The 15505-nt window shown below is 56.9% G+C and carries 10 protein-coding genes; 5 read left to right on the top strand and 5 right to left on the bottom strand.

Annotated elements, in window-relative coordinates:
• Positions 1-494: 494 nt before the first annotated feature.
• From yjbE to N5J69_RS10465, 4 genes are all read left to right on the top strand, one after another.
• Positions 495-752 carry an exopolysaccharide production protein YjbE gene (gene yjbE, locus N5J69_RS10480; RefSeq protein ID WP_013359757.1) on the top strand — a complete coding sequence of 86 codons (258 nt, stop codon included), beginning with the start codon at positions 495-497 and terminating at the stop codon, positions 750-752.
• Between the two features lie 197 nt (positions 753-949).
• Positions 950-1597, top strand: a complete 648-nt coding sequence (locus N5J69_RS10475) for a YjbF family lipoprotein (RefSeq protein WP_279770139.1) — start codon at positions 950-952, stop codon at positions 1595-1597.
• The gene (locus tag N5J69_RS10470; RefSeq protein ID WP_279770137.1) at positions 1594-2337 is read left to right on the top strand and encodes a capsule biosynthesis GfcC family protein; all 744 of its coding nucleotides are present in this window, start codon (positions 1594-1596) and stop codon (positions 2335-2337) included. The genes N5J69_RS10475 and N5J69_RS10470 overlap by 4 nt, the downstream gene beginning before the upstream one ends.
• Positions 2337-4427, top strand: a complete 2091-nt coding sequence (locus N5J69_RS10465; RefSeq protein WP_279770135.1) for a YjbH domain-containing protein — start codon at positions 2337-2339, stop codon at positions 4425-4427. The genes N5J69_RS10470 and N5J69_RS10465 overlap by 1 nt, the downstream gene beginning before the upstream one ends.
• 306 nt (positions 4428-4733) lie before the next feature.
• On the opposite strand, the gene metH is transcribed toward N5J69_RS10465, so the two are convergent.
• The gene (metH, locus tag N5J69_RS10460) at positions 4734-8417 is read right to left on the bottom strand and encodes a methionine synthase (RefSeq protein WP_279770132.1); all 3684 of its coding nucleotides are present in this window, start codon (positions 8415-8417) and stop codon (positions 4734-4736) included.
• A 197-nt stretch (positions 8418-8614) separates the two neighbouring features.
• On the opposite strand from metH, the gene iclR reads away from it, so the two are divergent.
• Positions 8615-9442, top strand: coding sequence for a glyoxylate bypass operon transcriptional repressor IclR (iclR, locus tag N5J69_RS10455; RefSeq protein ID WP_279770130.1), 828 nt, complete (start codon positions 8615-8617; stop codon positions 9440-9442).
• On the opposite strand, the gene aceK is transcribed toward iclR, so the two are convergent.
• The 4 genes from aceK to metA form a co-directional block, all read right to left on the bottom strand.
• Positions 9417-11165: a bifunctional isocitrate dehydrogenase kinase/phosphatase gene (aceK, locus tag N5J69_RS10450; RefSeq protein ID WP_279770129.1), complete on the bottom strand. Its 1749-nt coding sequence runs from the start codon at positions 11163-11165 to the stop codon at positions 9417-9419. The two genes, iclR and aceK, sit on opposite strands and share 26 nt — an antisense overlap.
• A 61-nt stretch (positions 11166-11226) precedes the next feature.
• Positions 11227-12528: an isocitrate lyase gene (aceA, locus tag N5J69_RS10445; RefSeq protein ID WP_279770127.1), complete on the bottom strand. Its 1302-nt coding sequence runs from the start codon at positions 12526-12528 to the stop codon at positions 11227-11229.
• Between the two features lie 17 nt (positions 12529-12545).
• Positions 12546-14144, bottom strand: a complete 1599-nt coding sequence (aceB, locus tag N5J69_RS10440) for a malate synthase A (RefSeq protein WP_279770125.1) — start codon at positions 14142-14144, stop codon at positions 12546-12548.
• A gap of 262 nt (positions 14145-14406) precedes the next feature.
• Complete coding sequence (metA, locus tag N5J69_RS10435; protein WP_013359748.1) at positions 14407-15336, bottom strand: homoserine O-succinyltransferase; 930 nt, start codon at positions 15334-15336, stop codon at positions 14407-14409.
• Positions 15337-15505: the final 169 nt, after the last annotated feature.

Genomic DNA, 15505 nt, shown 5'->3' with positions numbered 1-15505 from the left:
TATCGATTCTGTCGTTCACTCAGACGCGGGAAAAGTCTTAAAATACCCTGAGTTAATTCTGAACATCAGGAGAGAGAACGCAGTGGTGTCCAGTAAAAAATGGATCTGAAAACAGCCGTGCAACAGGATTAGCCGTTGATTTATAGCCATATTTAATTTCAGCCCGCCTGAGTAAATTCTGATTATTCCCATTCCGTACCAGATATAAATAAAAAAGAACATTCCGCTTTGCATTACCCTTAAGCGCAGCGATATATAGGGCATCAAACGGAAAAATTCAGATATAAAAAGCAGTTAACCCCAATTAAGCTGATTAAATCACACAATCACCCCGCTATTTGCCCTGGTTTTTATGGCACTGAACTCTGATATTTTGTTGCCCTATAATGAACGCGCCCGCAATGGGACTGCCCGTCGCTCTGGTTGCAGCCTGTCTGTTTAACCCTTGTCGCCGGTCAGAGATCCTTCATTCACTCAATGCAGGAAACGTTGTTATGAAAAAAACTATGGTTGCCGGTGCAGCCCTGATCCTCGTTGCCGCTTCTTCCAGCGCATTTGCTGCGCCGCAGGAAGCAGGTGAAGCAGGTACGGCAGCTGGCGCGCAGGCGGGAGCAATCTCTGCTGGCACGTCCACTGCTGTGGGTATTGGCGCACTTGGCGCGCTGGTCGGGCTCGGCATTGCCGCTTCTGGCGGTGGTGACGGTGCAAATACCGGTACAACAACCACGACCACAACAAGCACCACTCGTTGATGGATGCCTGACTCCCGGCTGAATAGCTGATTTACAGCAAACGGGTCGAGGCTGAACCACTGACTTCGGTAAGTGGAGACGCTACGCCGCGTAACCTGTCTCTCAGCAGCCAGCCGTGACGGGCAGAGCACTTTTAAACATAACCACACGCCTGTGTGGTTATTTTTTACTTTGGCATGACTTATCAGGGACACACAGTGCGCCGACTTCCTCTGCTGCTCGCTTGCCTGCTATTGCAGGCCTGTACACAAACGCAAAAAGGTCTTGAACAGACTCTGCTGCTCGCGGTTAACGGTCCTGATGACGTAACCGTCACCGATCAACAGGTCAACAATCTTCCCTATGCCAGTCTCTATGCTCGTCTGAATGAAGGCCCGCGCATTTTTGTGGTGCTGGGTTACAACGAGAACGGGCAGCAGAAATGGGTGACTCAGGATCAGGCGATGCTGGTGACCCAGCATGGCCGCCTGGTTAAGACCCTGGGCTTACCGGATAACCTGCTGAGCGTCAGCAATCTGCAACAGGATCCGCTTGCTAACAGCCTGCATATCAGCAACGGCGCAGGCTGGACCCGCATCGTGCAGTGGACCGAACAGGGCAAGGTTCGTGGCGCGACCGAGCGTTCAACCTTCCAGCGCGGCACCGATGACGTGCTGACAGTGGCGGGCAACCGCATTCCGTGCCGCGTCTGGCATGAGCAGGTCAGCATCGACAGCAGTAACCGCTCGTGGGAAAACACCTTCTGGATCGACAACAGCAGCGGCGATGTGGTGCAGGCCCATCAGATGCTGGCGGCCGATGCCTTCCCTGTTGAAACCACTATTCTGAAGCCGGCGAAATCATGAAAAAAATCACTTTTTTGCTGGCCGGGCTGAGCCTGTTCAGCGCCGCAGGGGCGCAGGCGACTGCGCAGGTTATCGTCCATGCATCGCACAACGGCGGTCAGGCTGAACTCAGCCAGGTCGCGGATCTGTCACAGCTGGTGACCCTGCCTGCGCTGCAGGCCAGCACTGACTGGCGCCGTACCGTTATTGCCGAGCGCGGTGCCAGCGCAGTGGCAGAGCAGCAATATCAGCAGACGCTGGGCGCGTTACGTGCCTGGCGTGCCGACAGCAGCGGCGATCGGGCCGAGGCGATTGATGAGGTCATCCGCCAGCTCAGCGCCATTAAAGTGGCTGGTCGTCAGTTCACGCCGCTCGACCCGGACTGGGTCCGTCTGCATCCGGCAGACAACCGCCGGCTGGAAGGCAGCTATGACCTCTGGCTGCAGACGCCATCCGATTCCGTGCTGCTGCTCGGCGCATTGAGCGGCGCAGGCAAAGTGAGCTGGCAGCCGGGTAAATCAGTACGCGACTATCTGGATGGTCACCCGTCCCTCTCCGGGGCGGAACGCAATTTTGTCACGGTGATTGCGCCTTCGGGCACCACACAGCAGGTGCCGGTGGCTTACTGGAATCATCGCCACGCGGAAGTGGAACCAGGCAGCATTATCTGGCTCGGCTTTTCGTCGTGGAGCCTGCCAGGCAGCTATGAAGACCTCAATGATCGCATCCTTTCCGTACTGACTCACCGGATACCAGACTGATGAAAAAACGTTATCTCTTCAGCCTGCTGGCTGTTTCCGTGGCGGCAGCCTGTCAGACGCAGGCTGACACCTTCCCCGCGCCGGTGGGCCCGTCCCAATCTGATTTCGGTGGCGTGGGCCTGATGCAGGTGCCGACGGCACGCATGGCCAAAGAAGGCGAGTTCAGCCTCAATGCGCGTGACAACGATCAGTACCGCTACTATTCCGCGTCACTGCAGCTCTTTCCCTGGCTGGAGACCACCGTGCGTTATACCGACGTACGGACCCGGCAGTACAGTGCGGTGTCAGAATTCAGCGGCACACAGAGCTATAAAGATAAAGCCTTCGACCTGAAGCTGCGTCTGTGGCAGGAAAGCTTCTGGCTGCCGGAAGTGGCGGTGGGAACCCGCGATCTTGGGGGGACCGGCCTGTTCGACAGTGAATATGTGGTAGGGACCAAAGCCTGGGGCCCGTTCGACTTTACCCTGGGCCTTGGCTGGGGCTATCTCGGCAACAGCGGCACGGTGAAGAACCCTTTCTGCTCCTACAGTGACAGCTATTGCCAGCGCCCGCAGGTGGGCGAAGCGGGATCCATCAATGGATCGCAGATGTTCCACGGCCCGACAGCATTTTTTGGCGGCGTGGAGTATCAGACACCCTGGCAGCCGCTGCGCCTTAAAATGGAGTATGAGGGCAATAACTACCAGAACGACTTTGCTGGCCGCCTTGATCAGCGCAGCAAGCTTAACGTCGGGGCGATCTACCGTGTGACCGACTGGGCTGACATCAACGCCAGCTACGAACGCGGCAATACCTTTATGTTTGGTGTCACCCTCCGCACCAACTTCAACGATTTGCGCCAGGCGCACATCGACAGCGAAAAACCGGCCTACAATCCGCAGCCGCAGCCTAAGCTGCTTGAGCCGACGGTCGTGGGAACTCAGCTGACCGATCTGAAGTACAACGCCGGTCTTGATGGCCCGCGTATTCAGACTCAGGGTCACACCCTCTATGTTTCAGGCGAGCAGACAAAGTACCGCGATACCCGTGAAGGGGTGGATCGCGCGAACCGCATCATCATGAACCACCTGCCGGATGGCATCGACACCATCAGCGTCACTGAGTCACGCTTCCACATGCCTCAGGTCACCACAGAGACGCAGGTCGCCAGTCTGCGTAACAATCTGGAAGGTTATCCGCTGGGCCATGAGCAGCCGCTGCAACAGAGCCGCAAAGAACCGGTCGACCCGGGTAGCACTGAGCAGGGTATGTTTATCCGTCAGGATCGTCTGAACTACAGCCTGTCACCCGTGCTGAATCAGTCGGTAGGCGGCCCGGAAAGCTTCTACATGTATCAGATTGGCGTCATGGCGAATGCTGATTACTGGCTGACGGATCACCTGCTGGTGGGCGGCAGTCTGTTTGGTAACCTCGCCAACAACTACGACAAGTTCAACTACAACGGCGCACCGGCTGACTCTACGCTGCCGCGTGTGCGTACCCATATCCGCGACTACGTTGAGAACAACGTTTACGTTAACGATCTGCAGGCAAACTATATGGGCCACCTCGGAAACGGCTTCTATGGTCAGGTCTACGGCGGCTATCTGGAGACGATGTACGGCGGCGTGGGCGGCGAGCTGCTCTATCGTCCGGTCGATGCGAACTGGGCGGTGGGCGTCGATGCCAACTATGTCCGTCAGCGTGACTGGGACAACATGATGCAGTTTAACCGCTATAAAGCGGCAACCGGCAACCTGACAGGCTACTGGCGTCCGTGGTTTATGCAGGATGTGCTGGTGAAAACCAGCGTCGGTCAGTATCTGGCGAAAGATAAAGGCGTGACCGTTGATGTCTCTAAGCGCTTCGACAGCGGCGTGATGGTCGGTGTGTATGCCACCAAAACCAACGTCTCGTCTGAAGAGTATGGCGAAGGCGACTTCACCAAAGGCTTCTATATCTCCGTGCCGATGGATCTGTTCACCGTGACGCCAACGCGCGGTCGTGCGCAGGTCAACTGGGTGCCGCTGACGCGTGATGGCGGTCAGATGCTGGGTCGTAAGTACCAGTTGTATGATCTGACGTCCGATCGCGACGCGCGCTTCAACTAAGCAGAGGCGGCCTCCGGGCCGCTCAACGCTGTTTACAGAAGCAGGCTCAGGGAGCAAACGCCCTGCGTAAAGACGCAAAAACGCCATCCGTGGCATGCTCAGCGCGGGCCATCCCTGGCCCGCGATGCTTTACTCCGGGTGTATGCTCCCATCGCTTTGACTCCGGTGCGTTTCAGGCGACCATCTGAACGCTTCAGACCGCTGAAAAAGCCGAAACAGGGTGAATCTGGCCGTGTTTCCTGCGCCGCTCCGGTATCACAGCAGCGCGAGCCAGGCTTTATCAACAACCTCAGGCCGCTTTTTTATTCAGTCCGCATCGTAGCCGAGATTGGGTGCCAGCCAGCGCTCCACCTCCGTGACTGACATCCCTTTACGTGCTGCATAATCTTCCACCTGGTCACGCTGAATCTGCGCCACCGCGAAATAGCGGCTGTCAGGATGGCTGAAGTACCAGCCAGACACCGACGCACCCGGCCACATGGCAAAGGATTCGGTGAGTTTCATGCCGGTCTGCTCTTCCACCGCCAGCAGACGCCAGATGGCGGCTTTTTCAGTGTGCTCCGGGCAGGCCGGATAGCCGGGTGCCGGACGTATCCCCTGATAATTCTCCCGAATCAGCTCTTCATTGCTGAGATTTTCACTGGGAGCAAAACCCCAGATCACCTTGCGCACCCGTTCATGCAGGTATTCAGCAAAGGCTTCTGCCAGACGGTCCGCCAGCGCTTTCACCATGATCTTGTTGTAGTCATCGTGCTGACGATCATAGGCCTCTGCCAGTGCATCCTCTTCCAGGCCGCCTGTCACAGCGAACGCCCCCAGATAATCCGCTTTTCCCGTGGATTTCGGGGCCACGAAATCTGCCAGGCAGTAGTTGGCGAAGTCGGTTTTCTCGGTCTGCTGACGTAAGTGATGACTCACACACAACACCTCATCGCGTCGCTCATCACTGTAGATATGGATATCGTCGCCAACCCGGTTAGCCGGAAAAAGACCAACAACACCACGCGGCTTCAGCAGCGCCTGCTGGCTTAATCTGTCGAGCATCGCATTGGCATCGGCAAACAGACGCTGCGCTTCTTCACCGATCACCTCATCTTTCAGAATGCGGGGATATTTACCCGCCAGCGACCAGGTCATAAAGAACGGCGTCCAGTCGATGTAGTTGCGCAGCGTTTCAATGCTGGCCTCCACCTGCCTGACACCGGCGCGATGCGGAACCGGCGGGGTGTAGCTTTCCCAGTCAATCGTCGTGGCGTTATCGCGCGCCGCCTGCAGCGAAACCGGCGGCGTGCGCGGCTTTTTGCGTGCATGCTGAATGCGCACGGTCTCATACTCTTTTCGGGTTCGGGCGATAAAATCGGCTTTCAGCGTGTCGGAAAGCAGCGACGACACCACGCCAACGGTGCGTGAGGCGTTCTGCACATAGACCGTCGGGCCGCTGTAGTGCTGCTCAATTTTAACGGCGGTGTGCGCCTTCGAGGTGGTCGCGCCGCCGATCAGCAGCGGCACGGTAAAGCCCTGACGCTCCATCTCTTTCGCCATGTTGACCATCTCATCCAGCGACGGGGTAATCAGGCCTGATAAGCCGATAATATCCGCCTTCACTTCTCGCGCCGCTTTGAGGATTTTCTCGCCCGGCACCATCACGCCAAGGTCGATAATTTCATAGTTATTACACTGCAGCACCACGCCGACAATGTTTTTGCCGATGTCATGCACGTCGCCTTTAACGGTCGCCAGCACGATTTTACCGTTGCTGCGCCCCGCCTCTTTGCTGGCTTCGATAAAAGGCTCCAGCCAGGCTACCGCCTGCTTCATCACCCGCGCCGATTTCACCACCTGTGGCAGGAACATTTTGCCTTCGCCGAACAGGTCACCGACCACGTTCATGCCGGACATCAGCGGGCCTTCAATGACCTCGATTGGACGGGGTGCCTGCCTGCGCGCCTCTTCGGTATCCTGCTCGATGAATTCAGTGATGCCTTTGACCAGCGCATACTCCAGCCGCTTTACCACGTCCCAGCTGCGCCACTCGGCGAGCTGTTTGTCCTGCGCCCCATCGCTTTTGCCGCCACGGTATTTTTCCGCCAGCGCCAGCAGTCGTTCAGTGCCATCATCCCGGCGGTTAAGAATCACATCCTCTACCGCTTCGCGTAATTCAGCGGGCAGATCGTCGTAGATGGCCAGCTGGCCTGCGTTAACGATGCCCATATCCATGCCGTTACGGATGGCGTGATAGAGGAAGACCGCATGTATTGCTTCACGAACCGGGTCGTTGCCACGGAATGAAAACGACACGTTGGAGACGCCGCCGGAGATCATCGCATGGGGCAGTTCACGCTTAATATCTTCACAGGCACCGATGAAATCCATCGCGTAATTGTTGTGTTCCTCAATGCCGGTGGCGACCGCAAAGATGTTGGGATCGAAGATGATATCTTCCGGTGGAAAGCCGACCTGTTCGGTGAGAATCGTCCAGGCGCGGCGGCAGATCTCAATTTTACGGGCGCGGGTATCCGCCTGGCCCACTTCGTCAAACGCCATGACCACCATCGCCGCGCCGTAACGCCTTACCTGGCGCGCATGGTGGATAAAGGCCGCTTCCCCCTCTTTCATCGAAATGGAGTTCACAATCCCTTTGCCCTGGATGCACTGCAGCCCTTTCTCAATCACCTCCCATTTTGAGGAGTCGATCATGATCGGCACGCGGGCAATATCGGGTTCACCAGCAATCAGATTCAGGAAGCGCACCATCGCCGCTTCGGCGTCGAGCATGCCTTCATCCATGTTGATGTCGATGATCTGCGCACCGCTCTGCACCTGCTGTAGCGCAACGTCCAGCGCTTCGTTGTACTTCTCTTCTTTGATCAGCCGCTTAAATTTTGCTGAGCCGGTGACGTTGGTGCGCTCACCGACGTTAACAAAGAGGGACTCTGCGGTAATGTTAAGCGGCTCCAGGCCAGAGAGGCGACAGGCCACCGGAATCACGGGCAACTTGCGCGGTGCAACGCCGTCAACCGCCGCAACCATCGCCGCAATGTGTTGGGGTGTGGTGCCACAGCAGCCGCCAATAATATTCAGGAAACCCGAAGTGGCCCATTCACCCATCTGCTGCGCCATCAGCTCCGCATCCAGATCGTATTCGCCAAAAGCATTGGGCAGACCGGCGTTGGGATGGGCTGTGACGTAGCCTTCGGCGATGCGCGACAGCTCCGCCACATACTGACGCAGCTCATCCGGCCCCAGCGCGCAGTTGAGGCCAAAAGAGAGCGGTTCTGCGTGGCGCAGTGAGTTGTAAAAGGCTTCGGTGGTCTGGCCGGAGAGCGTCCGGCCCGAGGCGTCGGTGATGGTGCCGGAGATCATCAGCGGCAGCGCCACACCCAGCGCCTCCATCTCGGTCTGCACCGCATAGATAGCCGCTTTGGCATTCAGCGTGTCGAACACCGTTTCGATCATGATGATGTCAGCCCCGCCCTCCACCAGCGCACGGGTCGATTCGCGGTACGCTTCCACCAGCTGATTAAAGGTGATGTTGCGGTACGCAGGATCGTTAACGTCAGGTGAGATCGAACAGGTGCGGTTGGTCGGGCCAAGCACACCCGCGACATAACGCGGGCGATCCGGCGTTTTTGCCGTCCACGCATCGGCGCAGGCCCGTGCCAGCCGGGCCGCTTCCAGATTGATCTCGGCCGATAAACGCTCCATCTGGTAGTCCGCCATCGCAATCGACGTGGCGTTAAAGGTGTTGGTTTCAAGGATATCCGCCCCTGCGGCCAGATAGGCGTCATGGATCTCGCGGATCACAGCGGGTTTACTCAGCACCAGCAGATCGTTGTTGCCTTTGAGATCGCAGGGCCAGTCAGCAAAACGACTGCCGCGATAATCCGCTTCCTCCAGGCGGTAGCGCTGGATCATGGTGCCCATGCCGCCATCCAGCACCATAATGCGTTGTGCGAGCTGCTGATGTAGCGTGTCGATTTTATTGCTCACTGTTGCCCCGTTTACGTCAGTATGCTGTTGGCGGAAAACCCTGTTTTTCATTCTGGCACAAGCCTGTCTGGCGACAAAGTAACCTCTTTTGCGCCAGGTTCAGGTCACGGCCTTACAGGTCTGACCAGAAAGCCAGCGTTTGCAAACTGCGCGATTAAAACGAAAATGATTTCCACAAAGAAACAGGAGAGACAACGATGGCAACGCCGGTTCCCGTTAAGCGCGGCAAGAAACCCCGCGGCACCCCTGTCGCCGCACCTGCGGGCGGTCAGGTTCAATCGCTGACGCGTGGCCTGACGCTGCTGGAGCTGATTGCGGATTCCCACGGCAGCGTAGCGCTGACCGAGCTGGCACAGCAGGCGGGCCTGCCTAACTCCACCACGCATCGTCTGCTCAGCACCATGCAGCAGCAGGGCTTTGTTCGTCAGGTAGGCGATCTCGGGCTGTGGACAATTGGCGCGCACGCCTTTGTGGTCGGCAGCAGTTTCCTGCAAAGCCGCAATCTGCTGGCGCTGGTTCACCCGGTGCTGCGTCGTCTGATGGAGCAGTCCGGTGAAACGGTAAACCTGGCGGTGCTGGATCTCAGTGACCACCAGGCGGTGATCATTGATCAGGTGCAGTGCACTCAGCTGATGCGGATGTCCGCGCCGATTGGCGGTAAGCTGCCGATGCACGCGTCCGGTGCCGGTAAGGCGTTTCTGGCACATCTGGGCGATGAACAGGTTACCGCGCTGCTGCATCAGAAAGGATTGCATTACTACACGCCGAAAACCCTGATGTCGCCGCAGAGTCTGAAAGAGAATCTGGCGCAGGTGCGCAAAGCGGGCTTTTCGCTGGATGATGAAGAACATGCTCTCGGCCTGCGTTGTGTCGCCGCCCCCATCTATGATGAGCATGGTGAGGCGTTTGCTGCGCTCTCGATTTCCGGCCCCATCGCCCGTATGACAGACGATCGGATTACGGAGTTAGGTGCGCTGGTCATCCGCGAAGCGCGTCAGGTTACGCTGGCGTACAGCGGTCGTTAACCGTTTCTGCCGCGTAGCAGACGCTGAAACGCTGCGTCTGCCGCCAGGCGATGACCTCTTCCACATGACCACAGGCGAGACGCTGCTGCTGCGCACGCCACCAGCTGGCGTCAAATATCTCCGGATGCAGCGCCAGCAGCAGGCTGCCGGTTGCGGCTTCGCTGCATAACGCATAGCGGAAGGTTTCCGGAAAGACGTCATCCGGCCCCACGCTGTACCACGGCTCCGCACTGAGTTCATCTTCCTCATAACGCGCCGCAGGCACCTCCCGGAAATTCAGCTCCTGCATCGGGCGAATCTCATCGTAATCGTAAAAAATCACCCGGCCATGACGGGTTATGCCGAAGTTTTTAAACAACATATCGCCAGGAAAGATATTGGCGGCCGCCAGCTGTTTGATGGCGTTGCCATACTCCTCGATCGCATGACGTCGCTCAGCGACGCTGGCCTGTGCCAGGTAGAGATTAAGAGGCTGCATACGGCGCTCCAGCCACAGGTGACGAATGATCAGCCGGTCGCCTTCGACATGCAGCTTCTCTGCCACGCAGGCATAGAGCTCTGCCAGCAGCGCTGGCGAGATACGCGACAGGGGCAGCGCAAACTGCTCGAACGCCTGGGTATCTGCCATACGCCCAACACGATCGTGCTCTTTGACCTGCTGATAACACGCGCGGACCTGCGCTTCCGTCACCTCTTTTTGCGGGGCGAAGCGATCCTTTATCACCTTGAACACCCAGTCAAAACCCGGCAGGGTAAAAACCAGCATCACCATACCGCGCACGCCGGGCGCGATCTCAAAGGCCGTCTTACTCTCTGCCAGTGCCTGAAGATATTCACGATAGCTTTCAGTTTTACCGTGCTTCTGGCAACCAATCGCCATATAGCGTTCCGCCAGCGTTTTGCCGGGCAGAATCGGTTGCAGCCAGGCGACCAGCGCGGCAGGCACCGGGGCATAAACCATGAAATAGGCGCGGGCAAAACCAAACACAATGCTGGCGTCATTCACATCGGTCAGGCAGGTATCGATCCACAGTTCGCCGGTTTCAGTGCGCTGGATGGGCAGCAGGCAGGGAAAAATGCCCTCCGGCAGATGCAGGCGCGCCACCAGCCAGGCCGTTTTGTTGCGATAGAAGAGCTCACTGTTGACCTCAAGCCAGCCCTGGTTCAGCCGGGGAAAATGCGACTGCAGATGACGGACAATCCAGCCGACATCACGCGCACGGTGCTGCCACGGCAGCGTCAGCGGTAAATCCCCCAGCACCTGATCCACCAATGCCCGCCAGCCCCGTTCCGGCGTATAACGACGTGATAGCGGGCGTAAAGGTGTGACCGGCGCGGTCAGGGACTGAGAGCTGAAGATAAACAGCCGATCCGGTTGCAGGTCGGCATGTCCATGTAACCGGCAGTAGACGGAGTTAAAGAAGCTTTCGGCAATCTCATGCCGCGGATAGCCAGGCAGCAGGCTTTGATAGTGATCCTTGACCCGCAGCCAGAAAACCTCATCCCAGCTGGCTGCGCCGTTCAGCACCCGTAGCTGATCGGCAACAAGGCTCACATGATGGTCATAAAGATGAATACGGGCCTTCATCGCATGTTGCACCGCCTGCCATTCCGCCTGCTCAAACCGCTGCTGCGCCCCGGCAGTGATATCCAGAAAGCGGCCATACTGCGCATCAAACCCCTGCAGGATAGTGTGGGCGATTAAAGATTCGCGCGGCGGCATAATCAGCTCCGGTAAATGCCCGCCCGTGTGGTACGGGCGGGGAAGCAGTCAGAGGAAAACGTCAGAACTGGTGCTCTTCGGTCGAACCGGTAAGCGCGGTTACTGAGGACTTACCGCCCTGGATGATCGTGGTCACCTGATCGAAATAGCCGGTGCCCACCTCCTGCTGATGTGACGAGAAGCTGTAACCGCGGTCGCGGGCAGCAAACTCCGGCTGCTGAACCTTTTCAACATAGTGACGCATGCCTTCGCCCTGTGAGTAGGCATGAGCCAGATCGAACATGTTGAACCACATGCTGTGGATGCCCGCCAGCGTGATGAACTGAAAGCGATAGCCCATGTCGCTGAGCGCCTGCTGGAACGTCGCGATGGTGCGATCGTCGAGGTTCTTTTTCCAGTTGAACGAGGGCGAGCAGTTGTAGGCCAGCAGTTTGCCAGGGAAGCGCGAATGAATGGCGTCGGCAAAGCGCTGCGCCATGGCCAGATCCGGCGTCGAGGTTTCACACCACAGGATGTCAGCATAAGGTGCGTAGGCCAGTCCGCGGCTAATCGCCTGTTCAATACCGGCGTGGGTGCGGAAGAAGCCTTCAGCCGTGCGGTCGCCCCAGATAAAGGGACGATCGTATTCATCGCAGTCCGAGGTAATCAGGTCAGCGGCATCGGCATCGGTGCGGGCCAGCAGCACGGTTGGCACCCCCATCACATCGGCCGCCAGCCGTGCCGCCACCAGTTTCTGAATGGCTTCCTGCGTCGGCACCAGCACTTTGCCACCCATGTGACCGCATTTTTTTACCGCTGCCAGCTGATCTTCGAAGTGAATCGCCGCCGCGCCCGCCTGAATCATCGCCTTCATCAGCTCAAACGCATTGAGGACGCCGCCAAAACCGGCTTCAGCATCGGCAACGATCGGCAGGAAGAAGTCGGTGTACCGGCTGTCACCCTTTTCAATGCCGCTGGACCACTGAATCTGATCGGCACGCTGAAAGGTCTGATTAATGCGGGTCACCACCTCCGGCACCGAGTTCACCGGGTAGAGCGACTGATCGGGATACATCTGCCCCGCCACGTTGGCATCCGCAGCGACCTGCCAGCCGGACAGATAGATTGCTTCGATACCCGCCTTAGCCTGCTGCAGTGCCTGCCCGCCGCTCAGCGCACCCAGACTATTGATGTACCCTTTCTTCGCCTCGCCATTCAGCAGCGCCCATAATTTTTCTGCGCCGCGCTCCGCCAGCGTACAGGCGGGTAAAACCGAGCCGCGCAGATTAACCACCTCTGCTGCGCTGTAAGGGCGGGTAATGCCCTGCCAGCGTGCGGTCTGCCAGAGTTGTTCCAGTTGATCTGTCTGTTGAGTACGTGTCATGGCAATTACTCCTCTGTTCAGGGGATCAGGCGGTAGCCTGGCAGGGTAAGAAAGGAAACCAGCTCGCGTTCGGTGGTGATCTGCGCCATCAGCCGGGCCGCGTCGTCATAGCGACCGGCGCTGAAGCGGGCTTCGCCCAGCGTGTTTTGCAGCAGATGAAGTTCTTCATTCAGCCAGCACAGAAACAGTTCAGCCGTGACCTGCTGGCCGTCATTCAGGCGTTGCTGGTGACGAATCCATTGCCAGATTGAGGTGCGTGCAATCTCAGCGGTGGCGGCATCCTCCATGAGCCCGTCAATCGGCACGCAGCCGTTTCCGCTGATCCAGGCCTCAAGATAGTGAAGCGCGACGCGGATGTTGGCGCGCATTCCGGCTTCGGTGCGCTCACCCTGACAGGGCGCGAGCAAGTGTTCTGCCGTGACTGAAGCATCCTCTTCACGCATGACCTGTAGCTGATTTGGCCGGTCGCCCAGCGCGGCATTGAAGACCGCCATTGCGGTATCTGCCAGTCCGGGATGCGCAATCCAGGTGCCGTCATGCCCGTTGCCCGCTTCACGCTGTTTATCTTCCTTCACGCGCTGCAGTACCCAGCTATTGCGCGTCGGATCTTTAGCAGGGATCAGCGCTGACATGCCGCCCATCGCAAAAGCCCCCCGGCGATGACAGGTTTTAATCAGCAGACGCGAGTAAGCATCCAGAAACGGCTGAGACATGGTGACGGACTGGCGATCCGGCAGCACGCGATCCGGATGCTGCTTCAGGGTTTTGATGTAGCTGAAGATGTAATCCCAGCGGCCACAGTTGAGTCCGGCGATGTGATCGCGCAGATTCCACAGGATCTCATCCATCTGAAACACAGCGGGTAAGGTTTCAATCAGGACGGTGGCTTTGATCGTCCCGCGCGGCAGATCGAACTGATCCTCGCTGAAACTGAAGATCTCACGCCACCAGGCGATCTCCTGCCAGCTCTCTGTTTTCGGCAGATAGAAGTAAGGCCCGCTGCCTTTAGCCAGTAAGGGCCGGACGTTGTGGAAGAAATAGAGCGCAAAATCAAACAATCCGCCTGGAATCGACTCACCGTGCCAGCTGACGTGTTTTTCTGACAGATGCAGCCCACGAACCCGGCACATCAGCACCGCCGGATTAGCACCGAGTTGATAGATCTTGCCATTCTCGCTGGTGTAACTCAGCGTGCCCTGCACCGCCTCGCGCAGTGTCTGCTGCCCATCAATCAGCTTTGACCATTCCGGTGACAGAGAATCTTCAAAGTCGGCCATAAAGACTTTTACGTTGGCGTTCAGTGCATTAATCACCATTTTTCGATCGGGTGGTCCGGTGATCTCAACCCGACGATCTTCTAAATCGGCCGGAATGGATTGAATACGCCACTCACTTGCCCTTATGGAAGCGGTTTCCATATCAAAGTCTGGCAGGTAGCCCTGGTCATATCGCTGCTGACGTTGCTGGCGAGCCGATAACAGCGCATCGCGTTGGGGGGCAAAGCGTGTGACCAGCGCCTCCAAAAATGCGACGGCCTCCGGTGTTAACAGCTGCTGTTCGGCATGGTTAAAGGGCTGGCTGAAAGCGAGGGTATGGCTGAGCACTGAGTCTGTCATGCTGGCGTTCTCCTGTATTCAAAGGATCAAATGCAGCGGATCCACACGGTGTTTGTTTTGTGAGCTACAGGATCAGAGCATAAGCATTTATTTTTCTAAATCAAAAACTATTTCCATTTTTAAATTAAATTAGTCTTATCCCTATGTTTTAGCTGTAATTAATTTTCTTTCTGTTAAAGGAACAGCTTTCAATGTTGTTCTGCAGGCGAAAAAAAACCGTGTTGCCATCGGCTAACACGGTTCAGTTGATCTTCAGACGGGACTATTCCAGCGTCGGATTCATGCGACGCAAATCAAACGGGGTGATCTGGTAAACATAGTAGTTGAGCCAGTTCGAAAACAGCAGATTGCCGTGACTGCGCCAGGTGGCACGCGGTGGCAGGGCCGGATTGTCCTGCGGGAAGTAGTTATAAGGAACTTCCGGGCTTACTCCCGCTTCATAATCGCGGTGATACTCACCCGATAACGTTAGGGCGTCATACTCCGGGTGGCCGGTAACAAACACCAGACGTTTATCTTTACTCGCCATCAGATAGGCACCGGTTTGTTCCGATTCAGCAAACAGCTCAAGATCGGTGTAATCCGTGATCAGCTGAGTAGGAAAATCAGCATAGCGTGAGTGCGGTGCCAGGAAATTATCATCAAAACCCCGGGTCAGTAATGCATGAGGGTGCAGTATCTGATGCTCATAGACGCCAGACAGTTTGTTATGCCGGGTTTGTTTGGGAATGCCATACAGAATATTAAGCGCAGCCTGCACTGCCCAGCAGACGAACAGGGTTGAGGTGACGTGCTCATTTGCCCAGTGCAGTACCCGCTGAATCTGCGGCCAGTAGGCGACATCATTAAAATCGACCAGCCCGAGTGGCGCACCTGTCACGATTAAGCCGTCATAGTTGTCATGCTGGATATCTTCAAAATTGCAGTAGAAGTTGTTGAGGTGCTCAGTGGGCGTGTTGCGCGACTCGCGGCTGTCGATGCGCAGCAGCTGAATATCGATCTGTAATGGTGAATTGGAAAGAAGACGTAGAAATTGATTCTCCGTTTCGATCTTTTTCGGCATCAGATTCAGTATGAGCACTTTAAGCGGGCGGATCTCCTGAACACTGGCGCGCGACGATGTCATCACAAAGACATTTTCGTCACGCAAAAAATTCACTGCCGGTAATTCGTCGGGAACCCTGATTGGCATAACCTGCTCACCTCTCGCAACCATATAAACGTTTAGACATCTGGATGCCCAACATTAGCCTGATCGCTGTAAGATGTCGAGGTTTCATGCAGAAAATGAAAATGTTTCAGCTTAAAGTGGCAAAAAACGGACGTAAAAAAGCCCCGCACTTCCGTGCGGGGCTTCTTCA

The organism is Pantoea sp. GD03673, assembly GCF_029844725.1.
Lineage (GTDB): Bacteria > Pseudomonadota > Gammaproteobacteria > Enterobacterales > Enterobacteriaceae > Pantoea.
This window is presented reverse-complemented; position numbering and strand designations above follow the sequence as displayed.